The 23,831-nt window shown below is 63.0% G+C and carries 24 protein-coding genes; 13 read left to right on the forward strand and 11 right to left on the reverse strand.

Features of this window, described 5'->3' with window-relative positions; all coding sequences use genetic code 11:
• The first annotated feature begins 40 nt into the window (after positions 1-40).
• The 6 genes from EKH55_RS09880 (at position 41) to EKH55_RS09905 (ending at position 3,921) form a co-directional block, all read left to right on the forward strand.
• A complete protein-coding gene (locus EKH55_RS09880; protein WP_246231801.1) occupies positions 41-574 on the forward strand; it encodes a sensor histidine kinase in 534 nt (177 codons plus the stop codon).
• Positions 564-956, forward strand: a complete 393-nt coding sequence (locus EKH55_RS09885; protein WP_151611430.1) for a response regulator — start codon at positions 564-566, stop codon at positions 954-956. Before EKH55_RS09880 ends, EKH55_RS09885 begins: the two co-directional genes overlap by 11 nt.
• Before the next feature lie 186 nt (positions 957-1,142).
• On the forward strand, positions 1,143-1,673 hold the full coding sequence (locus EKH55_RS09890; protein ID WP_151611431.1) for a BA14K family protein: 531 nt from the start codon (positions 1,143-1,145) through the stop codon (positions 1,671-1,673).
• Between the two features lie 169 nt (positions 1,674-1,842).
• Positions 1,843-2,322 (forward strand): DUF1801 domain-containing protein, encoded by a 480-nt coding sequence (locus tag EKH55_RS09895; protein ID WP_151611432.1) that lies wholly within the window; start codon positions 1,843-1,845, stop codon positions 2,320-2,322.
• A gap of 33 nt (positions 2,323-2,355) precedes the next feature.
• Positions 2,356-2,781, forward strand: a complete 426-nt coding sequence (locus EKH55_RS09900; protein ID WP_151611433.1) for a DUF1801 domain-containing protein — start codon at positions 2,356-2,358, stop codon at positions 2,779-2,781.
• Positions 2,782-2,871: 90 nt separating this feature from the next.
• On the forward strand, positions 2,872-3,921 hold the full coding sequence (locus EKH55_RS09905) for an aldo/keto reductase (RefSeq protein ID WP_151611434.1): 1,050 nt from the start codon (positions 2,872-2,874) through the stop codon (positions 3,919-3,921).
• 52 nt (positions 3,922-3,973) lie between these two features.
• Here EKH55_RS09905 and EKH55_RS09910 read toward each other — a convergent pair whose 3' ends face one another.
• On the reverse strand, positions 3,974-5,974 hold the full coding sequence (locus EKH55_RS09910; RefSeq protein WP_151611435.1) for an acyltransferase family protein: 2,001 nt from the start codon (positions 5,972-5,974) through the stop codon (positions 3,974-3,976).
• 402 nt (positions 5,975-6,376) lie between these two features.
• Positions 6,377-7,603 carry an aminotransferase-like domain-containing protein gene (locus EKH55_RS09915; RefSeq protein ID WP_151611436.1) on the reverse strand — a complete coding sequence of 409 codons (1,227 nt, stop codon included), beginning with the start codon at positions 7,601-7,603 and terminating at the stop codon, positions 6,377-6,379.
• Positions 7,604-7,755: 152 nt separating this feature from the next.
• Here EKH55_RS09915 and EKH55_RS09920 point away from each other — a divergent pair, with 152 nt between their 5' ends.
• Entirely contained in the window at positions 7,756-8,379 is a 624-nt protein-coding gene (locus EKH55_RS09920; RefSeq protein WP_225191694.1) for a TetR/AcrR family transcriptional regulator, read from the forward strand.
• Positions 8,376-8,849 carry a cupin domain-containing protein gene (locus EKH55_RS09925; RefSeq protein WP_069457314.1) on the forward strand — a complete coding sequence of 158 codons (474 nt, stop codon included), beginning with the start codon at positions 8,376-8,378 and terminating at the stop codon, positions 8,847-8,849. Before EKH55_RS09920 ends, EKH55_RS09925 begins: the two co-directional genes overlap by 4 nt.
• Before the next feature lie 120 nt (positions 8,850-8,969).
• On the opposite strand, the gene EKH55_RS09930 is transcribed toward EKH55_RS09925, so the two are convergent.
• Positions 8,970-9,893: an adenylate/guanylate cyclase domain-containing protein gene (locus EKH55_RS09930; protein WP_151611438.1), complete on the reverse strand. Its 924-nt coding sequence runs from the start codon at positions 9,891-9,893 to the stop codon at positions 8,970-8,972.
• Between the two features lie 243 nt (positions 9,894-10,136).
• On the opposite strand from EKH55_RS09930, the gene EKH55_RS09935 reads away from it, so the two are divergent.
• A complete protein-coding gene (locus EKH55_RS09935; RefSeq protein ID WP_069457313.1) occupies positions 10,137-10,391 on the forward strand; it encodes a hypothetical protein in 255 nt (84 codons plus the stop codon).
• Positions 10,392-10,570: 179 nt separating this feature from the next.
• On the forward strand, positions 10,571-11,107 hold the full coding sequence (locus EKH55_RS09940; protein WP_192803712.1) for a GNAT family N-acetyltransferase: 537 nt from the start codon (positions 10,571-10,573) through the stop codon (positions 11,105-11,107).
• A gap of 323 nt (positions 11,108-11,430) precedes the next feature.
• Here the strand turns inward: EKH55_RS09940 and ilvC are convergent, their stop codons facing one another.
• Positions 11,431-12,450 carry a ketol-acid reductoisomerase gene (ilvC, locus tag EKH55_RS09945; RefSeq protein WP_069457311.1) on the reverse strand — a complete coding sequence of 340 codons (1,020 nt, stop codon included), beginning with the start codon at positions 12,448-12,450 and terminating at the stop codon, positions 11,431-11,433.
• Between the two features lie 59 nt (positions 12,451-12,509).
• Positions 12,510-13,157 (reverse strand): TetR/AcrR family transcriptional regulator C-terminal domain-containing protein, encoded by a 648-nt coding sequence (locus tag EKH55_RS09950; RefSeq protein WP_151611440.1) that lies wholly within the window; start codon positions 13,155-13,157, stop codon positions 12,510-12,512.
• Between the two features lie 342 nt (positions 13,158-13,499).
• Here EKH55_RS09950 and EKH55_RS09955 point away from each other — a divergent pair, with 342 nt between their 5' ends.
• Both EKH55_RS09955 and EKH55_RS09960 read left to right on the forward strand, forming a co-directional pair.
• Positions 13,500-14,777: an efflux RND transporter periplasmic adaptor subunit gene (locus tag EKH55_RS09955; protein ID WP_151611441.1), complete on the forward strand. Its 1,278-nt coding sequence runs from the start codon at positions 13,500-13,502 to the stop codon at positions 14,775-14,777.
• Positions 14,778-14,785: 8 nt separating this feature from the next.
• On the forward strand, positions 14,786-16,729 hold the full coding sequence (locus tag EKH55_RS09960) for a MacB family efflux pump subunit (RefSeq protein ID WP_151611442.1): 1,944 nt from the start codon (positions 14,786-14,788) through the stop codon (positions 16,727-16,729).
• Here EKH55_RS09960 and EKH55_RS09965 read toward each other — a convergent pair.
• From EKH55_RS09965 to EKH55_RS09995, 6 genes are all read right to left on the reverse strand, one after another.
• Positions 16,716-17,351, reverse strand: a complete 636-nt coding sequence (locus EKH55_RS09965; protein WP_083265240.1) for a transglutaminase-like cysteine peptidase — start codon at positions 17,349-17,351, stop codon at positions 16,716-16,718. The genes EKH55_RS09960 and EKH55_RS09965 overlap by 14 nt on opposite strands.
• Positions 17,352-17,856: 505 nt before the next feature.
• Positions 17,857-18,306, reverse strand: coding sequence for a type II 3-dehydroquinate dehydratase (gene aroQ, locus EKH55_RS09975; protein WP_069457307.1), 450 nt, complete (start codon positions 18,304-18,306; stop codon positions 17,857-17,859).
• A 10-nt stretch (positions 18,307-18,316) separates the two neighbouring features.
• Positions 18,317-19,405, reverse strand: a complete 1,089-nt coding sequence (locus tag EKH55_RS09980) for a Gfo/Idh/MocA family protein (protein WP_151611443.1) — start codon at positions 19,403-19,405, stop codon at positions 18,317-18,319.
• Positions 19,406-19,518: 113 nt separating this feature from the next.
• Positions 19,519-20,814: a TRAP transporter large permease gene (locus tag EKH55_RS09985; protein ID WP_069457306.1), complete on the reverse strand. Its 1,296-nt coding sequence runs from the start codon at positions 20,812-20,814 to the stop codon at positions 19,519-19,521.
• Positions 20,811-21,374 (reverse strand): TRAP transporter small permease, encoded by a 564-nt coding sequence (locus EKH55_RS09990; protein ID WP_225191692.1) that lies wholly within the window; start codon positions 21,372-21,374, stop codon positions 20,811-20,813. Before EKH55_RS09990 ends, EKH55_RS09985 begins: the two co-directional genes overlap by 4 nt.
• A gap of 93 nt (positions 21,375-21,467) precedes the next feature.
• Positions 21,468-22,481 carry a sialic acid TRAP transporter substrate-binding protein SiaP gene (locus EKH55_RS09995; RefSeq protein ID WP_151611444.1) on the reverse strand — a complete coding sequence of 338 codons (1,014 nt, stop codon included), beginning with the start codon at positions 22,479-22,481 and terminating at the stop codon, positions 21,468-21,470.
• A 589-nt stretch (positions 22,482-23,070) separates the two neighbouring features.
• Here EKH55_RS09995 and EKH55_RS10000 point away from each other — a divergent pair.
• Complete coding sequence (locus EKH55_RS10000) at positions 23,071-23,775, forward strand: TetR/AcrR family transcriptional regulator (RefSeq protein ID WP_069457305.1); 705 nt, start codon at positions 23,071-23,073, stop codon at positions 23,773-23,775.
• The last annotated feature ends 56 nt before the right edge of the window (positions 23,776-23,831 follow it).

Raw genomic sequence — 23,831 nt, forward strand, 5'->3', positions numbered from 1 at the left:
GGGCGAGCTCCAGCACCGGGTGAAGAACATTCTTGCCAACGTGCACTCGATCGCCACGGCGACGCTGCGCCGCAGCAACTCGCTGGCGGAGTTCGAAGCGGCCTTTCTCGATCGGCTCAAGTCGCTCGCCCGTACCCAGGATCTGTTGCTGCGCGAGAGTTCCGGCTGCGTCGACCTTCACGAACTGGTCAGCTGGGAGCTGGCCGCGCATGGCTGGGAAGAAGACGGCCGGCTGACGATCGACGGACCGGAGGTCACGCTGTCGCGGCGGGAGGCGCAGGCCTTTGCGATGCTGGTGCACGAACTCGCCACCAATGCGGTGAAGCACGGCGCGTTTGCAGGACCCGAGGGCCGTCTTGACATCACCTGGAGCATCGCACGTGCAAACGGCAGGGACAATATCTCATTTGAATGGCGGGAGGACGGTGTTCTCATCGACAAGCAGCCGACCTCGAGCGGTTTTGGAAGCGGCCTCATCCGGCGAAGCGTCGGCCATATGCTCGGCGGCACGAGCCGCCTCGACTTTTCCGCGCGCGGCGCTATCTGCAAGGTGGAATTCGCGCTTGACGCATGAGGCGCTCGTGTCAGCTGACAGAAGGCTCGCTGGACTTCACATTCTTGTCGTCGAGGACGAGTTTCTCATCGCGATGGAGCTAGAAGACGCGATTGCCCAAATGGGAGCGACCGTGACGATGGTCGGGGGGCGCACCGAGGCGCTGGATGCACTGGCGCATGAACGGCCCGACGGCGCAATTCTCGACGTGCAGCTCGGTGAGGAGATGTCGTACGACGTCGCGAAGCAACTCATCGGACTTAAGATACCGTTCATTTTGGCGACCGGCTTCGAAGGCACCATCTTGCCGCCCCACATGCGCGACCGCCCTCGCCTGAGCAAGCCGTTTGCGCCGGCCGATCTGGAGCGGCTGGCCGTTCAAGTTTTCCGCGCCAGACGCTGAGCGCAACAGCGGCAATCGGATGCTGCATCTGCACCTCGCGCTTTACGCTGCAGGGCGCGCTTGTCTGCTACCGGAAATACGTTGAACCGGGATCGGATTGGGCACAAAATTATCGAGCAAGTCCAAGGCAGTACGGCGTCCTGCGTCATATCCCTGGTGCGGCGCTGGAGCGGAAAGGTGAAGCCAATGAAGAGGCTGGCAATCATTGCCTTGTCGCTGGCGACGGCGCTGACGAGCGGTGCACCGGCGATGGCGTTTCCCACCCCTGTCCCACTGAAGGTCGAGACACCGCAGGCGGAACCGGTGCAATACAGGCGCTACCGCGGAGGCTATCGCGGAGGCTATCGCGGCGGCTACCGTGGCGGCTACTATCGCGGGCACCGCCACCATGGCGGCGACGACTGGGCCTGGGCACTCGGCGGGCTCGCCGTTGGCACGATCATCGGCGGGGCGCTGGCGCAGCCGAGATATTATGGTCCTGGCTACTATGGCGGCTATGACGGCTATTACGGCTCGGCCTATTACGGCCCGCGCTATTACGGGACAGGCTACTATGCGCCGCGGTATTATGCACCGCGCTATTACCGCCAAACCTACTATGGTGGCGGCAATGCCCATGTGCGCTGGTGCTATGCACGCTACCGTTCCTACAGGGCTTACGACAACACGTTCCAGCCCTATTACGGTCCCCGGCGTGCGTGCGTCTCGCCTTACTGACAATGGCGCAGCATAGTACAGCGCCGCGCGTGATTGGACGCGCGGCGCTGTAGTTCCGGACTTGAGAGCGCCGCGAAAATACCTTGAATCGAGATCGATTAAAGGCGCCATGCTGTAGAAATCCGCACCACCCGCACCTACTTGTCCGCCTGTCGAGTGTGTAGACGTGATGGCCGGCAAGATGTCCAGCAACACAAGAAAGCCTGCAAGGAGGGCCGAGGAGCAGCGGGACGCTGCGGCGGACGCACAGCCGAAGCTGCTTTCGGGCGGCAATCCTCAGATCGCAAAAGCCTATGGAGACGCGCCGGTGCGGGCCTATATCGCGGCCATGCCGGGCTGGAAGAGCGAGGTCGGACGGCGCCTCGACGCGCTCGTCACGCGCACCGTTCCCAACGTGCGGAAGGCGGTCAAATGGAACTCGCCCTTCTATGGCATGGAGGATGAGAGCTGGTTTCTGAGCTTCCATTGCTTCACCAGATACGTGAAAGTCGCCTTCTTCCGAGGGAGCTCGCTGCGGCCACTCCCTCCGGGCGAGTCCAAGCGGAAGGAAGTGCGCTATCTCGATATCCACGAGGACGACGAAATCGACGAAGCCCAGTTTGCCGACTGGGTGAGGCAAGCGAGCCGATTGCCCGGCGAACGAATGTGAGCGGGCGAGCGACGACAAACACGAGGAGACGACATGACGAGGAACGGCACGAACGGCGGCGATACCGGAGACACGCCTTCCGAATTGATCGATGCGAGGATCGGCGCGCTCGGTGATTGGCGGGGCGAGACGCTCGCATGGATCCGGCGTGTCATTCAGGAAGCAGACCCGGATGTCGTCGAGGAATGGAAGTGGCGCGGCGTTCCGGTGTGGGAACACGACGGGATCATCTGCACCGGTGAGACCTATAAGCAGGTCGTGAAGATGACATTCGCCAGGGGCGCCGCGCTCAAAGATCCGGCAGGGCTTTTCAACTCCAGCCTCGACGGCAACACCAGGCGCGCCATCGACATCCGTGAGGGCGAGGAGATAGACGAAGAGGCGCTGAAGGCGCTCATTCGCGCCGCCGTGGCGCTGAACACGTCGACGCGGGCAGAGAAGAAGCGGAAGAGCGTTTGAGAAACGTCGTGTGGCGGAGGCATGCAGTAGCCACTTGCATTCGCATCCCCGCCGGCTACCCTGTTCGCCCCACCGCAAAGGAGCACGACCATGGAGTATCGTCTGCTCGGCCGCTCCGGCCTCAAGGTCTCCACCATTACCATGGGCACGATGACGATCGGCGGCGGCGGCAAGTTCGCCCAGGTCGGCAATGTCGGGCTCGATGATGCTCGACGCTACGTCGACATCTGCCTCGATGCCGGCGTCAACCTGATCGACACCGCCGACATCTACTCGACCGGCGCCTGCGAGGAGGTCATCGGCGACGTGCTCGGCGGCAAGCGCAAGAACGGCGTGCTGATCGCCACCAAGGCGCGCTTCTCCATGGGCCCCGGTCCGAACGACGGCGGCCTTTCGCGCCGGCACCTGATTGCGGCCTGCGAGGCGAGCCTAAAGAGGCTGAAGACCGACGTGATCGACCTCTACCAGGTGCATGAATGGGACGGCCTCACGCCGCTCGAGGAGACGATCGAGGCGCTCGATATGCTCGTGCGCCAGGGCAAGGTCCGCTATATCGGCTGCTCCAACTATTCCGGCTGGCACATCATGAAGGCGCTCGGCATCAGCGCGCTCGAGCACCGCCAGCGTTTCGTCAGCCAGCAGATCCATTACACGCTCGAAGCCCGCGAGGCGGAATACGAGCTGATCCCGATCTCGATCGACCAGGGTCTCGGCATCCTGGTGTGGAGCCCGCTTGCCGGTGGCCTGCTTTCCGGAAAGCACCGGCGCGGCGCCACGCCGGAGGGCACCCGCCAGCTTGCCGGCTGGAACGAGCCGCCGATCCGCGACGAGGAACGGCTGTGGAGGATCGTCGACATGCTGGTGACGATCGCGGCCGAGCGTAACGTCTCCGCCGCACAGATCGCGCTCGCCTGGCTGATTGGCCGCAAGGGGGTGACGTCGGTCGTCATCGGCGGCCGCACCGAAGCGCAATTCCGGGACAACCTTGCCGCTGCCAGCCTCAAGCTCAACGACGAGGAGCGCCAGTTGCTGGACGCCGTCAGCCTGCCGCCGGTCCTCTACCCCTACTGGCACCAGCTCTGGACCGCCAAGGATCGGCTCGGCGAGGCCGATCTGTCGCTGCTTGGGGCGCATATGTAAGGGGTTGTGGGGTACCCGCTCTGCCCTGCCGGGCAGGGCAGAGGGGGGTTAGCTAACGGCCCACGGCCGGTTGCCGCACCCAACCGAGCGTATCGCCTCCAAAAACCGCCCGCTGCACACGCGGCGCCAGCGATTCCGCGTAAGCCGTAGCAATGTGGTGGCGGTCGCGGAAGGTCAGTTTTCCGCCGATCACCGCCGGGCAGACCGTCTCGTTGCAGAAGAGATCGATCAGATCGACATACTCCGCGTTCAGCGCCGCTGCGACCGCTCGCTCGGCGGCGGGAACCGTCTCCTCCACCGCTTCGGCGCGCGGCGTGTCGCAGACGCTCGGGCTTCGCTCCTGCCAGAGCGCCCTCGCGACGCATTTGTCGAGATAGGCCTTGTGCACCGGCACGTCGCGAAGCAGCACGACTTCGCTGCCGTCCGCTTCAAGCCTTTCGATCGTCCGTCTGAGACCGGCCGTCCAGTCCTTAAGCGCGATCGGGTTGGACGCGTGGTTGATCTCGTTTTCGACGTAGCTGGAGGAATATTGCGACAGGATCACCATGTCCGGCTTTAGCGACGCGATCTCGCGGAAAGCCCGCTCCTTGAATTCGTCGCACTCCTCATAGCTCCGCATCAGCACGCCGTTCCAGACCGGAACGCTTGCCGTCGGGCAGGACGACTTCATATAGGTGACCAGGCGCCAGCCCTTCGCCTCGGCGATCTTCTTCAACGGCGTCGACCAGTGATCGGCATGGGAATCGCCGAAGAGCACGATCGTCTTCTTCGGATCGGCGGCGCCGAACGAGCAGGCCTTCGGCTTGACCTCCTCCCGATCGAGGACGCAGTCCGTGTCGAAGCTGCGCGCCGCCGATTGCCGCTCGGCGCTCCGAAGGACCTGCCTCTGCTCGGTATCGAGGCTGCGGCTCGCGAGCGCCGCGCTGCCATAGGCGAGCGTTGTCCCGGCGCCGGTGAGGAGCACCGCCAGTGCCAGCGAGCGGCTCGTCTTGGCCGCCAGCCAGCCGTTCTGGCGCACCGGGTTTTCGATGAAGCGATAGCTGAAGACGGAAAGCGCGAGCGTCGCCGCGCCGCAGAGCAATCGGTCGGCGATGGTCAGCTCGGGTTTGAGAATCCCCGCATAGACGATGACCGGCCAATGCCAGAGATAGAGCGAATAGGAGAGCTTGCCGATCTCCTGCAGCGGCCGCAACGCGAGAAGCGATTTCGGCCCGGCGCCACTCTGATGCGCGCCGCTCAGCAACACCATCGCCGTACCGATGACCGGCAGCAGGGCGATCGATCCGGGAAAGGGGACCTCTTCGGTGACGGTCAGATAGGCAATGGCGATCAGCAGGAGCCCGATCCAGCCGAGGATGGGCGAAAAGCGAAAGCGTCTCGCCCATTCCTGCGGCAAGGCCATGGAGGCAAGACCGCCAAGTGCGAATTCCCAGGCCCGGAAAGGCGAGAAATAGAAGGCCCAGGGCTGGGATATCGCCGTCATTCGCCAGCAGAAGGCGAAGGAGACGGCGGCGATGATGGCAAGGAGAACGAATAGGCCGCCCCTCCCCGGCCGAAACTTCGCCAGGAGCAGCAGAAGTGCCGGCCAGACGAGGTAGAACTGCTCCTCGACCGACAGCGACCAGAAATGGATGAAGGGATTGTTCGACGCATCCGTGGCGAAATAGTCGACGGTCCAGCGGATGAGCCAGAGATTGATCATATAGGCGGAGGCAAACAGCGAGCCCTTGGAGTAGAACTGCTGTTCGGAGGGCGCCAGAATGAAATAGCCGACGATAAGCGTCGTCAGGATGACGAAAAGCGAGGCCGGAAGCAGGCGCCGGGCACGCCGGGCGTAAAAGCGCCAGAGGTTCACCGTGCCGCTCCTGGCGATTTCCTGCTGGAGGTGGCGGGTGATGAGATAGCCGGAGATGACGAAAAAGATATCGACACCGACAAAGCCGCCAGGCAATCCGCTCAGGCCGAAATGAAAGGCGACGACGCCGGAGACCGCCAGGGCCCTGAGCCCTTCAATGTCCGGACGAAACTCGCTCGAAGATGCTGATGAACGCATATGACCGGTGCCCTGTCCCTTGCCCGCCCGCCTGCCGCATGGGCCGGTCGCGACGCGAAGTTCTATTACGCATTGCAACAGTCCTGCTGCAGTGCAACGCACGGTGAAGCGATCCTGCCTGACAATATGGCGTCAATAAGGGCGCCGGCGATTTATCCCCGGCGACTGTCTCCGGCTTCAGGGCGCGAAGCCCTCTACCTGCCGGGCAGAGGGGAAGAATTTGTGCCAAAGCCCCTCCCCAAAAGGGGGAGGGATTTACGATGCCGCACCCTCTCTGCCGATACCCACCTCGCAACCGACGCTACCGCATTGAAATTTCATGAGATCGCCGCGAATACCAAGCCCCTCCCCCTTGTGGGGAGGGGTTGGGGAGGGGTCGTCCTCGCTTGCGATTTGAAGCGCTCAAGCGGCCTCGGCCATTTCGCCGCGTATCAGCGCGCCGAGGCGGCGGATGCCCTCGTCGATCATCTCGTCGTTGGCGCAGGAGAAGCTCAGGCGCAGGGTGTTTTCGCCGGATCCGTCGGCGAAGAAGGCGCGGCCCGGCACGAAGGCGACCTTGGCGGTCTCGATCGACTTCGCAAGCAGCGCGGCGCCGTCCGTGCCCTTCGGCAGCGTCACCCAGACGAACATGCCGCCTTCCGGCTTCGTCCAGCGGACATCGGCCGGCATGTATTTCTCGAGCGCCGCCAGCATGGCGTTGCGGCGGTGGCCGTAGACGCGGTGGATCTTCGCGACCTGTGCGTCGAAACCGCGCTCTGCGACGGTGCAGATCGCCATCTGATTGATGGTCGAGGAATGGAGATCCGCCGCCTGCTTCAACAGGACCAGCTTGCGGATGACCCGGTCTGCGGCGCAGACCCAGCCGACGCGAAGCCCAGGCGCCAGCGTCTTGGAGAAACTGCCGCAATAGATGGTGCGGGCCATGTTGATGTCGCCCTTGCGGGCGATTTCGAGCGCCAGGACCGGCGGGATGGCCTCGCCGTCATAGCGTAGCGCCTGGTAGGCCGCGTCCTCGATCACGGCGACGTCGAGCTCCTCGGCAAGGGCGAGCACCCGTTGGCGGCCGGCGCGGTCGACCGTCTCGCCCGTCGGATTGGCGAAATCGGCCGACAGATAGGCGAACTTGACACGGCCGCCCGCTTCCGCCGCGGCCTGGACATAGGCCTCCGGCGTCCGGTTGCCTGCGGGATTGAGCTGGTCATAGACCGGCTCATAGGCATTGAAGGCCTGCAGTGCGCCGAGATAGGTCGGCCAGGTGACGAGCGCCGTGTCCTTGGGCGAGAGAAACAGCTTGCCGAGATAATCGAGCGCCTGCTGCGAACCGGAGGTGATGAAGATGTTGTCGGCCGCTGCCGGAATGCCGAGGCCCCGCATCTGACCCGCCAGCCATTCGCGCAGCGGCCGATAGCCCTCGCTCACCGAATATTGTAACGCCGCACTGACCGCCGGCCCGCCGAAGACCTCCGCATAGGCCGCTTTGAACTCCGCATCGGGGAAAAGCTCGGGATCGGGAATGCCACCGGCAAACGAGATGATGTCCGGGCGGTCGAGAAGTTTCAGAAGCTCACGGATTTCCGAGGCCTTCATCCGGCTCGAGCGCGTGGCGAAAATGCTTTCCCAGTTCAGCATGCGGGCCCTCCCTTTGGCGAAGGCCGGACATCATCACAGCGCAGGATTTATGTCAATATTACTGACCTATTTTCCTCTACGTCGGCTCGACAGAGCGTCGCTTGACAGATGGATACTTTAGTGTCATTCATAGTGACATGAATACACAAAAGATGCGAAAATATTCGAGCCCCCTGAGAGAGGCGCACACTCAGGATACCCGCGAGCGGATCCTCGACGCCGTCGGCGTTGCCCTGCAGGAAACGCCGGACGGCAACATGTCGATCGATGCCGTTGCCCGGATTGCCAGTGTCGAGCGGCGAACCGTGTTCCGCCATTTCACGAGCAAGGAAGCCCTGCTCGATGCCTTCTGGGAATGGATCAACGCCAGGCTCACGGACAAGACCCTGCCGGAATCGCTTGAAGAGCTCTTGTGGGCACCGAGACAAACATTCACGCGCTTCGATCGAGAGGAAGCCTTGATCCGGGCAAGCCTGCACACCTCGTCCGGCCGGGAGATGAGGCTGCGCATGGTTCCGAAGCGCCGAGAGGCATTCCATCAAGCGCTGCTGGAGGTCACGCGCGGCCTCGAGGACAACGAGGCGCGACGGGTCGAAGCGATCGCCCACCTTCTCTACAGCGCATCCGCGTGGGAAACGCTGCGCGATTATGGCGGCCTCAGCGGCGAGGAAGCGGGAGAGACCGTTGAATGGGCTCTCAGGCTGCTCGTCGAGACGATTGCGAGACAAAAGAACGACGGCGATGCGCCGGAAATCACAGACAGGCGAGAGAAATGAACACATCGATTGGCATCAGCGATCCGGACGGTCTGGATTCTCTGTGGGTCGTGCGCGACCGGATCACGTTCAGGGGCGAGGTCGCGGACACGGGACTGTCCATTGTCGACGTCGAGGTTCCGCCACAATCGGGCACGCCGCCCCATCGCCATCCGTCGCCGGAGATATTCCGCGTGCTGGATGGTGAAATTACCTTCGGTCTCTTCAATGAAATCCCGCCGAGGGAGATCGTCGCCGGCCCCGGCACCGTCGTCACCGTCCCCTCCAACACACCGCACAACTATCTCAACGCGAGCGGCCGGTCGGCGACGATGATGGTCGTGGTCGAAAAACAGATGGCCGATTTCTTCCGCGACCTCGGCCGCAGCGAAACGCCCGTTGGAGGCCCGCCGGATGAAGGCGAGATCGCCGCCATCATGGCCGCCTGCCAGCGCCACGACATCGAAATCCTCGGCGGCCCGCCGGCGTGACGCCCTTTCTAACGGGCGCCTACAGCGTCGCTCGTCGGGAAGAGCGAACCGCTTAGGGTTTCAAAGCCAGCCGGCCTGCCTACCACCGCGGCATATTGACCGCTGGCCGGGCGGCCCCGCTCAGTGCCCGATGCCGCCCTGCCCGCGCCTGACCCATCGAATGCCGGCGGCGGTCGCGAGACCAAGGAGCGGCCAGGCGGCCCAGAAAGTTCCGTGCCAAGTGAGAAGGTTGATCGACGTGACCGCAAGTCCGGCCACGGCCAAAGCGGCGAAACCGCGGTCGAGCCGGGACGTTCTGATCCAGAGCAAAGCCGCAATTAGCGCCACGGCAAAAACAGGCCAGACGGCCCAGACCTCGCCGCGCCAGGTGAGAAGGTTTACCGCGACGACTCCTGCGGCGATCATGCCGAGCCCGCAGAACACAGCGCGGCGCCGCCGCGCGGCGGATGCCGCCGCCCGCTCGGGCGCCGCCTGCCGCCCGAAAACAGACCGATTGCCCCGAGGCCCTGGCCGATCCTCCTCCGCGCCGATGTGAACCGCATAGCTTGCGACACCGCCTTCGATGTTTTTCACCTGGAGCTGCCCGAGAAATTCGAAGCCGACGGCCACCTTATTGCGAACCTGATCATAGACGGTGTTGGAGATGACGATGCCGCCGGCGGGGGCAGAGGCTTGCAGGCGCGCGGCGATATTGACGCCATCCCCATAGATGTCGTCGCCCTCCCCGATCACGTCGCCGAGATTGATGCCGATACGGAAATACATCCGGGCTCCGTCGGCCTGCGCTACGTTGAGCCTGGCGAGCTCGTTCTGGACATCGATCGCCGCCCGCACCGCCTCGACTACGCTCGGGAACTCGGCGATCAGCCCGTCGCCCCAGGTGTTCACCACCCGCCCGCCGCGCGCGTCGATCAACCGCGCCATCGCATCCCGGTAGCGCCTGAGGGTCGCGAGCGTCCCCTCCTCGTCCGCCCCCATCAGGCGCGAATAGTCCTGGACGTCGGCACAAAAAATGGTCGTCAGCTTGCGGTGCATGTCCGACATCGCCTGATCCCCTGCTTGCGGCTGAAAAGGCAAGATAGGTGAGCGCATACCATTCTCAAGGAACTGGGCGCCACAGGGGCTTGCCGAATGCCCGAGCCCCTGCTCCGTTCAGATCTCTCGTCCTGTTTGCTCCCACATCCGGCGCTGGCAACCACCGTTGCCGTTCGCGCCAGGGAACTGAAACAGCAGTTCGAGGTTTGGCTCCGCGTAAGAGGTAAACACCAGACTCTGGAGGTCACAGTTATGCTGACAAGATTCCTCATCGCCGGCGCCCTTTCCGCAGCTTTCGTGTCCCCGGTTTTTGCCCAGGCCGACATGATCTGCGATCAGGACGGCCTGTCGAAGGTGGAAACCGAAGTCGGGGCGTTCACCGACGCCACGAGAAAGGACTATGCGGAGAAGGAGCTTGCCATGGCAAAGGAAGCCATGGCGGCGAATGATGCCGAAAAGTGCAAGACTCACATGGCCAACGCTCTCAAGGGTGGATCCTCTGATTGAGGCTCCGTCCGCCGGCACTCATCCGGCGTTCTTCGGCTCCTTCCAATAGCTGAACAAAAAGGCCGGGGCTCGATCCCCGGCTTTCTCGCGTCATGATAACGCTTGCGTAGCGGATGACGGGATGCTCCCATGGTACCGCGCCGGCACGAGTGATGCGGGGGTTTTGGATGAGATTGCCAATGTCGAGCGAGGTAATCACCCAGGCGGCAAGCAGCGACCAATATAGCGCTTTCGCAGCCATGGTTCGCGAATATGTCGAATGGTGCCGCGAACGCTATTCTGCCGACGCATGGATGGTCGATGCCGCATTCAGTCACCAGGCCCTCGATGAAGAGTTGCAGACCCTGTCGTTCTCCTACGGACCGCCGAACGGCCGCACGTTTCTCGCGGCCCACGGAGACGAGATGCTCGGCTGCATTGCCTATCGGCGGCTGTCGGACACGATTTGTGAGATGAAGCGACTTTTCGTTCGCGGGAGCGGCCAGGGGCGCGGCACAGCGCGACGCCTGTGCATGGCCGCGATCGATGCGGCACGCAGCGACGGCTATACGCTGATGCGACTGGACACAGCCAGCCGGCTCACGGAGGCGATCGCCCTGTACAGGTCCATCGGCTTTCGCGACTGTCCCGCCTATAACATGTATCCAGACGCGCTGATGCCCCATATCGTCTTCATGGAGATGCCGCTCGTAACAGGAACCACGAGTCCGTCGTGAACTTTTCGGGGTGGTTCCTCGATTGCGCCGATCGCATCGCCCATAAAATGAAAGCCGAGGCAATCGCCCCGGCTTCCTTCGATCTAATGGGACAGGGCGATCCGCTGGGTAGGCGCGCTGTGCAGGGCGATGCTCACGCACATCGGCCAAGCAGCGTAACGGCGTCCAGCGGGTCGCCCTGTCCCACCCGAAGGGCCGGGCTCTTGCGCGCCGCGGCTGCGTTGCGCCACGCTTGTGATGCTATGGCATCACGGCGCGTGACGCGCCTTGCCACGACGCCCAATAGCTCCGGTTAGATCGGCCAGAATCTACCGCCGTTGGTATTAGTTCTTCGCCTTGTCGACCAGCTTGTTCTTGCCGATCCAGGGCATCATGCCGCGCAGTTTCGCGCCGACTTCCTCGATCTGGTGGGCATCGTTGACGCGGCGGATGCCCTTGAAGCGGGCAGCACCCGAACGGTACTCCTGCATCCATTCCGAGGTGAACTTGCCGGTCTGGATGTCTTTCAGCACGCGCTTCATCTCGGCCTTGGTCTCTTCCGTGATGATGCGCGGACCGGTGACGTATTCGCCCCACTCGGCCGTGTTCGAGATCGAGTAGTTCATGTTGGCGATGCCGCCTTCATAGATGAGGTCGACGATCAGCTTCACTTCGTGCAGGCATTCGAAATAGGCCATTTCCGGCGCATAGCCGGCTTCGACCAGCGTTTCGAAACCGGCGCGGATGAGTTCGACGAGACCGCCACAGAGAACGACCTGCTCACCGAAGAGGTCGGTTTCGCACTCTTCCTTGAAGTTGGTTTCGATAATGCCGGAGCGGCCGCCGCCGACGCCGCAGGCGTAGGAGAGTGCCAGGTCGAGCGCATTGCCGGATGCGTCCTGATGCACGGCGACGAGGCAGGGAACGCCGCCGCCCTTCTGGTATTCGCCGCGAACCGTATGGCCCGGGCCCTTCGGCGCGATCATCACCACGTCGACCGAGGCCTTCGGCTCGATCAGGCCGAAATGGACGTTGAGGCCGTGGGCGAAAGCAATCGCCGCACCGTCGCGGATATTGCCGGCGATCTCGGCCTTGTAGATGTCGGCTTGCAATTCGTCCGGGGTCGCCATCATGATGAGGTCTGCCCAGGCGGCCGCTTCTGCAACCGAGAGAACCGAAAGACCGTCGGCCTCGACCTTGGCGGCGGTCGCCGAGCCCGGCTTCAGCGCAATGCGGATTTCCTTGGCGCCGGAATCCTTGAGGTTCAGCGCATGGGCGCGGCCCTGGCTGCCATAGCCGACGATAGCGACCTTCTTGGACTTGATAAGGTTGAGATCGGCATCACGATCGTAATAGACGCGCATCGAATTTTTCCTTCCCTTTGCTTGTCTGTTTGCCTCTGGCAGCCAGTCGAGGACCGCCGTTACGCTTTCGCGCCGTAGAGCTTCAGAAAGGCGTCGACCGCCCGCTCCGCCCTGCGGCTGAAATCCTTCTTCATCACGCCCGTCTCTTCGCCGAGCAGCAGGCGAAGATGCCAGTCGGAGACGACGAGCCCGTATAGCGCGCCATAGGCCTCCTCCGCGTCGTCGAAGGCGAGAAGCCCCGCCTTGCAGCCCGCCTCCAAGAGCGCTCCTGCCCGCCGCCCGATCGGCCGGCGGCCGCGCTCCTGCAGGAGTCGCCCGAGCCTGGAGCCTTCGCGGCTCGCCTGACCGATCGCCAGCCGGTTGAGCGCCAGCGACACCTCGCCGGAGAGAACTTCGAGCAGGTCTCTCGCGAAGGCGACAAGATGCGCCTTGAGGCTTGCCGCGTCCAGCGCTTCCGCCGAAACGTCGAGCGTCCTGACCTTGCTCGCCTGGAAAGCGATCATCGCCGAAAGCAACCCCTCGCGATCGCCGAACCACTTGTAGAGGCTTTCCTTGGAGCAATTGGCCGCGCGCGCAACCCCCGCCGTCGTCAACGCCTTTTCGCCGCCATCGACGAGAAGGCGCAGCGCCTGCTCGAGCACCACGCCCTGACGCTCGGTCAGGCCGGTCCCGGCACTTGCCTCTCTTGTCGCTTCGACGCGTGGCACTTTGCCATTCCTCTGAGTACCGTACGGTACGGTTCGCACTCTTCTATTGAGAAGGAGAGACGGCGTCAAGCCGGTTCTTGAGAGGATCGTGCAGCGCTTCGCCGCCGAATTTGCGGAGGCTCTGGCCGCGATTGTGGCGGTGACGCCAGGGGCAGCCTTGCAGTTGCGATACGGCAGTCCACCTCTGGTCGCGCAGCCTTCAATGCCATTTTGACCGCGGAAGGCCCTCTCGAATCGGACGACACGTCCTGAACATTACGAAAATATAATGATCTCAATGCTTTTCGCCGGCCGACTACACCTCTATCCTGCTTGGAAGATCGCCCTGACAGAGTTATGCCCATGAGCAAGATGGCCAAGCCGGCGCAACAGGATGCGGCGGCCTCCAGTCCGACAGCAAAGGTCACCGTGATCCCGAAAACGCCGTCGCGGCTGCGACGCAAGCGCCGGTCGCGGCTCGGGATCGCTCTGCCCATTCTGCTCGCGCTCCTCGGCGCGGGCTATTACACGTGGAGCCAGTACGGGGCGCAGCCGGCGACGGCGATCCTCACCCAGGCGGTGACGCGGGGAGATATCGAAAACAGCGTGACCGCCGTCGGCACGCTCGACGCGGTCAAATCCGTCGACGCCGGCGCGCAAGTGTCGGGCCAGTTGAAATCGCTGCATGTCGCGATCGGCGACCGGGTTACCGAGAACCAGCTCGTTGCGGAGATCGATCCCGCCTCGATCGAGAACAGGATCGAAATCGACCAGGCGGAACTCGCCTATCTCGAGGCGCAGCTCGTCTCGAAGAAGGCTCAGCTCGTGCTGAAGGATGCCAATGTCGAACGTCAGCGCAGTCTCGTTTCCGCGAGGAGCGCGTCGCAGTCGACACTCGACCAGGCGATCGCGGATCACGCCGCCGCGGAAGCCGACGTGCAGGCGGTCGAGGCGCAGATCCGCAAGCAGAAGGCGACGCTGGCCGGCGACCAGGTTGATCTTGGCTACACCAAGATCTATGCACCGATGGCCGGAACGATCGTCGACAATCCTGCCAAGGAGGGCCAGACGCTCAATGCCAACCAGACGACGCCGACGATCGTCACCATCGCCGATCTTTCGACGATGACTGTCAAGGCCCAGGTCTCCGAGGCCGATGTCGGCAAACTGAAGATCGGCATGGACGCCTATTTCACCCTGCTTGGTCAGCCGGGAAAGCGCTTCGCCGGCAAGCTGCGCCAGGTCGAGCCGAAGCCGGACACGGACAACAACGTGGTTCTCTATTACGCGCTGTTCGACGTGCCCAATCCCACCGGCGAACTGATGATGTCGATGAGCGCACAGGTCTTCTTCGTCGAGGCCGCGGCGAGCGACGTGTTGCTCGTGCCGAGTGCCGCGGTCCACATGAATGACGACGCGGCCGGCAAGCCGACACGGGCACAGGTGACCGTCGTCTCGCCGTCCGGCGTGACCGAGACGCGCGGCGTCGAGATCGGCATCCGCAACCGCGTCAGCGCCGAAATCGTCAGCGGCCTCGATGAGGGTGAAGAGGTGGTGGTCGATACCGGCTCCGTAGGCAATCGCGGCGACGGTGCCGGCACGGGATCCCGGCGCGGCATGCGCATGCCGCGATTTTTCTGAGCGCACCAATGGCCCCTCTCCTCTCGCTCGACAAGGTCAGCAAGACCTATTTCAACGGCGATCTCGCCGTCGAGGTCCTGCACGACATCTCGCTCGACATCGAAGCCGGCGAGTTCGTCGCCATCATGGGCCAGTCGGGCTCCGGCAAATCGACCTTGATGAACATCCTCGGCTGCCTCGACCAGCCGACCTCCGGCGACTACCTGATCGATGCCGAAAACGTCGCCGGATTCGATGGCGACGAACTCGCGGCACTGCGCCGCCGCACCTTCGGCTTCGTGTTCCAGGCCTATAACCTCATCCCGACTGCGACCGCCCGGGAAAATGTCGAAGTGCCCGCGATCTATGCCGGCGTTCCCGCGGGCGACCGGCACGAGCGCGCCGAGGCGCTGCTCAATTCGCTCAAGCTCGGCGACCGGCTCGACCATCGGCCGAGCCAGCTTTCCGGCGGCCAGCAGCAGCGCGTCTCGATTGCCCGCGCGCTGATGAATGGCGGCCGCGTCATCCTTGCCGACGAGCCGACCGGCGCGCTCGACAGCCAGAGCGGCCAAGAGGTGATGGCGCTCCTGCGCGAGATGAACGCGAACGGCCATACCGTCATCGTCATCACCCACGCGCGCGAAGTTGCCGAGCAGGCCGACAGGCTGATCGAGATTCGGGACGGCCGGATCATAGCCGACAGGACCAGGACGCGGCGCGCGGATCCGGACGCCGCCAGCGGCCTTGCGCAACGCACCCGTGAAGGCTTTGCCGCCATCGCCGACGTGTCGGAGGCGATCCGGATGGCGATGCGGGCGCTGCGCGCCAATCTCTTCCGCACCATCCTGACGCTGCTCGGCATCGTCATCGGCGTCGGTTCCGTCGTCGCCATGCTGGCGATTGGTACCGGCGCACAGGATTCGGTGCTGAGCCGCATCTCCTCAATGGGTTCCGATCTGCTTCTGGTGCGCCCAAGCATGGCGAATTTTCGCGGCAGCGCCGGCGGCAGCAACGTCACGCTCGTGCCGGCCGATGCGGACGCGATCCGGGACCTCCCCAACGTCGCCTTCTCGGTCCCGGAAATGACGAGCACGGTGACGCTCCGGCGCGGCAATGTCGACTACCAGACGACCGCGAACGGCACGGTGCCGCAATTCACCGAAGCGAGGTCCTGGGTCGTCGGCCGCGGCGAATTCATCAACCGCAACGACATGGAAACCTATGCGCCGGTCGCGGTGCTCGGCCGGACTGTCGTCACCACACTCTTTACCGACGGCACGGACCCGATCGGCCAGTATGTGCTCGTCAACAAGATCCCCTTCCAGGTGATCGGCATCATGAGCGAGATGGGCGCAAGCGCCGGCGGCACCGATCGGGACGATGTCGTCCTCGTGCCGCTCACCACCGGCAGCATGCGCATCTTCGGCCAGCGCAACATCCGCACCATCACCGTCAAGGTCGAGGATGCGTCCGCCATCGACCTCACTCAGGAGCGGATTCAGGCGCTGCTCAACGACCGGCACAAGCGAGAGGATACCCAGATCACCAACATGTCGTCGGTGCGCGAGGCCTTCACCGAAACGTCCAACACGCTGAAGCTTTTCCTCGGCTCCGTCGCGGCGATTTCGCTCATCGTCGGCGGCATCGGCGTGATGAACATCATGCTCGTCAGCGTCAGCGAACGCACCCGGGAGATCGGCGTGCGCATGGCGACCGGCGCGCGCCGGCGCGACATCCTCGTGCAATTCATCATCGAGGCGCTGGTGGTTTCCGCGATCGGCGGCGCGATCGGCGTCGTCGTCGGCCTTGGAACGGGCTATGCCGCGCGATATTTCGGCATGCCGGTGGCCTTCACCGCCGGCCCGGTGGCGCTTGCCTTCGCCTGCTCCTTCGCGACCGGGCTCATCTTCGGCTACCTGCCCGCCCGCAACGCCTCACGCCTGCAGCCGGCAATGGCGCTCAGCGCCGATTGAAGGCCGCTGTGGAGACATGCGGTGGACGTTGCGCATCCGGCCGTTGCCGCACCTGCGCTACGCGTTCCGGACCTGCGATCAATTCCCAGCGGCGGCCGTCCGCCTGCGACTGGCGGGCGAAGTAACTATAGGGCGTGCGCGACCAATCCCTGATCGAGTTGGTCAGATTGTCGAGCACGAGGTCGCCCTCGCTGGTGCGAACGGTGAGCACCGTGTGGCCCTGTCCTTGATAACGGGCAACCGTCAACAGCAGCGCCGAGGCCGGCCAGCCGCGCGCGAGCAGCTCGTGCTTCTTGAGGATGGCAAAGTCCTCGCAATCCCCATAGCGCGTCGGCAGGCGCCAATCGTCGTCGCGCCCGGAGGTCGAGAGATCGCTGCGCTCCTCGATGCGCGCATTGACGGCCCTGTTGACCTGCTTCAGCTCCGCCGCCCTCGCCTCGCTCAGCGAGACCGCCTTGGCTCCCCCGCCGGTTTTGCACAATCTCGGCTCGCTCGCGCAAAACGGCTTGAAAGCAGGAGGAGCGAAGGCCCTGCCGGCGGTCTTCATGATCGTCCCCGCACCCGCTCCCCCCGGAGCCAAAATCAGCAACAGGAATGCGGTCGGCGCGATGAAGCGTTTCATGAGGTCTTCTCCAGACGGGCAGGAATATCCCCAGCCCGGCGTGGAGATATAAATGGAAACGGTTAATTCGCCGTTGATTAACGCCGAATTTGGCAATGATGTGGCAATTTCCCACGAGTCATCACGTCATCCACTCAAATTTTTCTAAGTACATCCGCGAATTACGATTTCATCTTACGTCATGGTTGCAGAAACGTAATGAAAGTGTTTCTAATCGATATTTAGGATTTTCCCCGTACTCCACGGCACCTCTCGTGGTGAATATATAAAGCTTGGCGTCGCAATCGAAATACCTTTCTCGGCCTAACTCTGCCGATCCCTTGAAGGCGCGCTACGGAAATTCTTGCCCCTGAGGAGAACTTGCTCTCCCCTGCGCTTTTCGATCTCGCCAACGACAGCAAACCACAAGGCTGCGATCGCAGGATCGGCACGCTGGCCGCCGGGCCGGAGATTCGAAGGCGTGCACCGCAGCCGGTCGCGTGCTTTCTCGCTCCATTGGAATCCATCAACTCATCCTGGCGGCGAGCATGGCTGCGGCGTTCACTGCGATCCCATAGCCCTCGGGTCCCAGTCCGCAGATCACCGCCGTTGCAGCAAATGAAATGTATGAATGATGGCGGAAGGCCTCCCGCCGGTGAACATTGGTGACGTGCAATTCGATCACCGGTCCGGAGAAGCTCTTCAGCGCGTCGTGGATGACGATTGACGTGTGGGTCAGACCGCCGGCGTTGATGACAATGGCGTCGGCTTCTCGGCGCGCTTCATGGATCCAATCGACGAGCTGGCCTTCATGGTTCGACTGCCGAAAGATGATGCCATGCTTTCGCGCGGCTTCGGTGCGGCCGCAACTGGCCTCGATGTCGGCCAGAGTCGTGTGGCCGTAGATGTGCGGTTCGCGCTCGCCGAGAAGATTGAGATTGGGACCGTTGAGGACGTAGATGGGCTTGGCAATCATGACAGATCTCTCATGCAAGGGCGAAAGTCTTGGCGGAACCATCTGAGAGCAGCTCGTAACGTTCGCGCAGGTCAATGCGAGTGCCCGTCGCAGCTGCTTCAGTGATGGCGAGGGTAGCAATCAGCGTGCGGGCACCGTCCTCGACGCTCTGTATCGTCGGAACATCTCCACGGATCACATCGCGGAAATGGTCGAGCTGCGCGGCGTAGGGGTCAATCGTGGTGGTGAAGAGCCGCTGCGACATGACCGGCTTGTTCCAGCTGCGCGCGGTTTCGTCCTGGCTCCAGTGGACGAGGGTCGGAAACTCCAGCGATCCATGGCTGCCCATGAACCGGTAAGGGCTCTCGCCGCTGAAGGGAAACTCAACAGATTCGCCCGTGCCCTGCTCGACGCTCCAAGGCGTCACCGCACTGTCGCTGGCGATCATGGTGCCGATCGCACCGTTCTCGAACTCGATGAGCGCCGCCGCCGTGTCCTCGACCGGGAATCCCCTTTGACGATTGGATGAGACCGCGTTGACGGCTTTGATCTCGCCCGCGGCGAAGCGCAGGAAGTCCACTTCGTGTATCAGATTGATGAGGATGGGTCCGCCGCCTGGCTGTGTCCGCCACGGACCCGCCTCGAAATAGTCGTTCGGTTTGTAGGTCGCCCAGATAGCCGAGACGCCGACCAGCGATCCAATGCTTCCCTCGGCCAGCAGTGCCCGCAGCCTCCGGACCTGGTCGTGGTGGCGGCGGTGGTGGCCGACGAGCGTCTTGACCCCGCTCAGCCGCGTCTCGACGATCAGCCGGCTGGCAGCCGCGATGGTGTCGGTCACCGGTTTTTCGATCAGGATGTGAATGCCGCGGCGGGCGCATTCAATGCCGGCCTCCGCGTGCAATTGATTGGGCGAAGCTATGATGACGGCGTTTGGATGTATTTCGTCAAGCATCTCGCGATAGTCGGCGTAGACTCGCTCCCCGGGATGCTGGGCGGCGACCGCGTCGCGGTTGACGTCGGCGATGGCGGCGAGCGAATAGTCTGGATGCTCAGCTATCTTCTTGAGGTGCTTTCGGCCGATGAGGCCGGCGCCAATGAGGCCGATTGAAATGTTCGTCATGGTCTCCATCGCTCCTTGCATGGCGTGGTCGGCGCTACCTTTGGGAAGTTGCAGCGGCCTTTGAGGCTTGCGGCTCGGACATCAGTCCTCGGTCGCCGCAATGGCCCGGGGCGCTATCCTTCGTATCCAAACATCCGTGGAAGCCAGAGGACGATGCCCGGAAACAGAATGAGCAGAAGCAACGCGCAGATCAGGACTGCGGCGAACAGCCAGATCTCCCGGATGATCTCGGCCAGCGGAATGCGCGTTACCGCATTGATCACGAAAAGCAGTATGCCGTAGGGCGGAGTGATCAGCCCGATCATACAGTTGACGACCGCGACCACGCCGAAATGCACCAGGTCGATGCCAAGTTCGCGGCATGCGGGGATGAACAGCGGAATGATGACCAGGATGATTGTCGTGGCATCAAGAATGCAACCAAGCAGCAACAGCAACAGGTTGACGGAAAGCAGGAAGACCAGCGGCGGGACGTCGATTCCGACAAGCGACTGCGCGACGAGGTTGGGGATGTTCTCGGACGCGACGACGTAATTGAGCACCAGCGCCGTACCGATGACGATGCCGACGGCCGCGGAGGACCGGGCGCTCTCAATCAGGACTCGCCCGAATGCGGACAGCGACAGCGACCGATAGAAGATAGTCGCGAGAATGAGCGCGTAAAAGGCGGCGACAGCCGCAGCCTCCGTAGGAGTCGTGACGCCGCCGTAGATGCCGTAGAGCAGGATCGCCGGCATGAGCAGCGCCGGGCCGGCGTCGCGCGTCAATTTCGGCAGTTCGCTAAGCGGGATCGACTTTTCGACGCCGAAGCCGCGCCTATGGGAGATCCAGGCGTTTATCCCCATCAGTACGGCTCCCATCAGCAGCCCCGGCATGATGCCACCGAGGAACAGGAAGCCGATCGAGCTGTTCGATACCAGCGCGTAGAGCACCATCGGGATGGAGGGCGGGATGATCGGCCCAATGGTTGCGGAGGCAGCGGTTATGGCAGCAGCGTAGCCGCGCGTGTACTGACCAGAACGGATCATCATATCGATGATGATCTTGCCAATGCCGGCCGCGTCGGCGACCGCCGAACCGGACATGCCGGAGAAAACCAGAGACGCCAGCACGTTGACGTGGCCCAGGCCGCCCCGGAAGCGGCCGACGAGGCCGACGCAAAAGCGTAGCAGCCTGTCGGAGACAGAGCCGGCATTCATGATGTTGGCGGCCACGATAAACAGCGGCACGGTCAGCAGGATGAAGCTCTGATAGAGCCCGTCGAGCATGATCTTGCCTGCGATGCCAATGCTCATCCCGTTCGCCGCCAGGTAGACGAAGGAGGCCAGGAGGATGGCATAGGCGATAGGCGCGCCGATTGCCGCGATCACGCCCATGGCGCCGAGTGAGAGGACAAAAGCGTAACTCATGCGTCGATGCGCTCCACTTCGGGTTGCAGAGGCTCGTCGATCGGGTGGCGGACGGCATGCCAGACGCCTACGGCGTATCGACCCGCGACGACCACGAGGAACAGCAGATAGATCGCGTAGATGTCGCGCATCCGGATCCAGTCGCCGAACAGTACCGAGAGGGTCGCGGTCTTCTTCAATCTGAGAACGGCCAGCCGATCCCAGGTGGGTTGGATCGACAGCAACAGCCCGCCCGCGATGATCGCCGCCGACACGATGAAGAACGTCCTGCGCAAGGCGGGCGAGACCGCGTAAAACAGGATGTCGAACGAGACGTGGTCCTGGTTGCGGACAATGAAAGCGTTGCCCCAGAAAACCAGCCAGACCCAGAGCGCGAGGCAGAATTCCAAGGTCCAGCCGAAGTTCGACGGCTGCAGGAATGGAACGGCATCGGCGAGCCACTCGACGCGTGCGGTGTAGCGGATCGCCACCTGCACGATAAATGTCGCGAACATCGCCGCCATCATGGCGCCGGCGACCGTCTCTGCGAATATGCGGAATGCTCCGATGCTTCGATCCACGGGCGAACCTCCCTCGTGCCACGTCGTGCGCGGTTCTCAAGCCGGGTGCGGCCCGGCGGCTGAACGTGCCGCCGGTCGCCGGCCGGAAACGGGTCAGTTGCCGAGTGCGTTGATCTTGTCGAGCACGCCTTCCGGCCACGCCTTGGCGAACTCGGAACCAACATATTGCGCCTGGACATGCTCGCGGAACGCCTTCAGGTCCGGCTCGTAGATTTCGAGGCCCTTGCCCTTGAGGAAGGCGACGAGTTCCTCCTCCTTCTTGAGCTGCGCCTGTCGCCCGGACTCCGCGGCGTCTACGGCCGCCTTCTGCACGGTCGCCTGCTGCTCTTGTGTCAAGCCGTCCCAGACCTGCTTGGAGATGGCGATGTAGTTGAGGTCGACCAAATGCGAGGTCAGGCTGATCTGCTTGGTCACCTCGTAGAACTTGGAGTCGACCACGGTCGGCAGCGGATTATCCTGACCGTCGACCGAGCCGGTCTGCAGCGCGGTGTAGACCTCCGAGAAAGCGATCGGCGTCGGGTTGGCACCCAGCGCCTTGCCGAGGAACAGCCAGGCGTCGGTACCCGGCATGCGCAGGTTCACACCGGCGAGGTCGGCCGGGGTCATCACGTTGCGCTCCGAACGGGGAAAGCGGAGATTTACGTGGCGGCGGCCGAGATACATGACTGCCAGCAATTTGACGCCGAGTTCGTCCTCGACCTTCTGCTTGAACGGGTCCATCAGCGCATCGTCGAAGACCTTCACCTGATGCTCGGCGCTCTGGTGGACGTAGCCGGTGGCGAAGATCGAGAATTCGGGAAAGAACGTCGCAAGCTCCTGCGCGGAGCAGACGGTCATTTCCAGATCGCCCGACGCGATCGCCTCGAGTTCCGAACCCTGCGCGACGAGCGACGAATTGTAATGCGGCTGAAACTCGGCGAACTCCGCGACAGCCGGGCCGAATACCGTCGCCATCGCTATGGAGCGCTGATCGGTCTCGGTGCCGGAGGTCGACAGGCGAAGCGTGATCTTGCCCTCTGCCCACGAGGCGACAGGCATCATGATGGTTGCCGCCAGCGTGAGGGCGGCGGAGCCGGCGAGCAGCGTGCGACGGCCGAATTTGGTCATCTGAGTTCCTCCCACAAATTGTTCGTTAGCGTTCATTATCTTCCTCCCTGGAATTCCTGAAGCGGGGCAGTTCGCGTCGGCACGCACCCTCGAGCCTGCTGGGGAACCCGCTGCCCGCGGACCGAGGTCCACCAGACCACGAGCGACACCGCTCCGACACCGGCGCGCCTGGCAAAAACGACCAGCGCTCATGCTTCGCGGTGGCGTTGCGAGATCCCGCCGGGGACCGCTGTGCCCCCACCTGTCGAAACTGAGCGCAATCACACGAACCGCCGGATCATCCTCCTCCACCGAACCAGCGGCATCGGGTCGACAAAATGTTCATTTCGGTTCACAATACTTCCAACGACGAAGCCGAGTCAACTCCCGCGGAGAGATGACGGCAACGGCCCATTTTATCGTTATATATCATTAGATTGACGTCGAAACGTGCGATAGTTGGACCACGTTCATGCTATCTTTTCGCCGACGAAAAATGACCGATACGGTTCATCACGGGTGCCCGGCTGGCGTGCTATAGGATCACGCAGGTTGAACGAAGGTGGTTTGTCGCGATAAACACGGGGACGCAGAGTCCAAGGTCGAGGGAATGAACGAGCAGTCGCCAGGCAGAACGGGTCGTGGCCGCAGATACGCGCGGTCCCTTCCGAGCAACGATCCAGACCGTACCCGGGCGGACATTCTGAATGCGGCCGAGGCCGAGTTCGCGCGCCACGGCTTCGGCGGCGCGAGGCTCGACAGCATTGCGGCCAAGACCAAGCGCAGCAAGCGCATGATCTATTATTACTTCTCCTCCAAGGCGAAGCTTTATCTGGCCGTGCTCGAGAACGGCTACCGGCGTATGCGCACCGCCGAGATCGCGATCAATCTCGAGGAGGACGATCCCCGACAATCGCTGAAGAACCTCGTCGGCTTCTCCTTCGACTTCCATTTCACGCATCCCACCTACGTCAAGCTGCTGATGACGGAGAACCTCAACGACGCCCGCTTCCTGGCGACCTCGTCCGCAGTTCTGGAACTTCATCAGCCAGTCATCCTTCGAATCGAGCGGCTGCTCAGAAAGGGCTATGAGATGGGTCTCTTCCGGCGCGCGATCTCGCCGGTCGAGGTTCACATGACAATCTCCGCACTATGCTTCTTCAACGTCTCGAATCGCGCGACTTTTTCGGCGGCATTCAACGTGGACATGCAATCGGCCGCATTCCAGAGAGCGCGCAAGCAGGAGATACTGCTGACCATCTTGGGTCGCCTCGACACCGACATGACCGGATTCAGTTCCGAATACGAACGCTGACGCAATGGGCCAATGCGCCCGAGTTCAACTGGCGGAGCGGCACCGCCCGCCCGTTG

The organism is Sinorhizobium alkalisoli (assembly GCF_008932245.1).
Taxonomy (GTDB): domain Bacteria; phylum Pseudomonadota; class Alphaproteobacteria; order Rhizobiales; family Rhizobiaceae; genus Sinorhizobium; species Sinorhizobium alkalisoli.

Bases quoted from the DNA above. Each gene is read 5' to 3' on its own strand.
- EKH55_RS09890 (WP_151611431.1), top strand. From the start codon at position 1,143: ATGAAGAGGCTGGCAATCATTGCCTTGTCGCTGGCGACGGCGCTGACG.
- EKH55_RS09985 (WP_069457306.1), bottom strand. From the start codon at position 20,814: ATGAGTTACGCTTTTGTCCTCTCACTCGGCGCCATGGGCGTGATCGCG.
- EKH55_RS09935 (WP_069457313.1), top strand. From the start codon at position 10,137: ATGCTGACAAGATTCCTCATCGCCGGCGCCCTTTCCGCAGCTTTCGTG.
- EKH55_RS09995 (WP_151611444.1), bottom strand. From the start codon at position 22,481: ATGACCAAATTCGGCCGTCGCACGCTGCTCGCCGGCTCCGCCGCCCTC.
- EKH55_RS09965 (WP_083265240.1), bottom strand. From the start codon at position 17,351: ATGAAACGCTTCATCGCGCCGACCGCATTCCTGTTGCTGATTTTGGCT.
- EKH55_RS09910 (WP_151611435.1), bottom strand. From the start codon at position 5,974: ATGCGTTCATCAGCATCTTCGAGCGAGTTTCGTCCGGACATTGAAGGG.
- EKH55_RS09915 (WP_151611436.1), bottom strand. From the start codon at position 7,603: ATGCTGAACTGGGAAAGCATTTTCGCCACGCGCTCGAGCCGGATGAAG.
- EKH55_RS09920 (WP_225191694.1), top strand. From the start codon at position 7,756: ATGCGAAAATATTCGAGCCCCCTGAGAGAGGCGCACACTCAGGATACC.
- EKH55_RS09940 (WP_192803712.1), top strand. From the start codon at position 10,571: ATGTCGAGCGAGGTAATCACCCAGGCGGCAAGCAGCGACCAATATAGC.
- ilvC (WP_069457311.1), bottom strand. From the start codon at position 12,450: ATGCGCGTCTATTACGATCGTGATGCCGATCTCAACCTTATCAAGTCC.
- EKH55_RS09905 (WP_151611434.1), top strand. From the start codon at position 2,872: ATGGAGTATCGTCTGCTCGGCCGCTCCGGCCTCAAGGTCTCCACCATT.
- aroQ (WP_069457307.1), bottom strand. From the start codon at position 18,306: ATGATTGCCAAGCCCATCTACGTCCTCAACGGTCCCAATCTCAATCTT.
- EKH55_RS09955 (WP_151611441.1), top strand. From the start codon at position 13,500: ATGAGCAAGATGGCCAAGCCGGCGCAACAGGATGCGGCGGCCTCCAGT.
- EKH55_RS09925 (WP_069457314.1), top strand. From the start codon at position 8,376: ATGAACACATCGATTGGCATCAGCGATCCGGACGGTCTGGATTCTCTG.
- EKH55_RS10000 (WP_069457305.1), top strand. From the start codon at position 23,071: ATGAACGAGCAGTCGCCAGGCAGAACGGGTCGTGGCCGCAGATACGCG.
- EKH55_RS09895 (WP_151611432.1), top strand. From the start codon at position 1,843: ATGGCCGGCAAGATGTCCAGCAACACAAGAAAGCCTGCAAGGAGGGCC.
- EKH55_RS09930 (WP_151611438.1), bottom strand. From the start codon at position 9,893: ATGTCGGACATGCACCGCAAGCTGACGACCATTTTTTGTGCCGACGTC.
- EKH55_RS09900 (WP_151611433.1), top strand. From the start codon at position 2,356: ATGACGAGGAACGGCACGAACGGCGGCGATACCGGAGACACGCCTTCC.
- EKH55_RS09960 (WP_151611442.1), top strand. From the start codon at position 14,786: ATGGCCCCTCTCCTCTCGCTCGACAAGGTCAGCAAGACCTATTTCAAC.
- EKH55_RS09980 (WP_151611443.1), bottom strand. From the start codon at position 19,405: ATGACGAACATTTCAATCGGCCTCATTGGCGCCGGCCTCATCGGCCGA.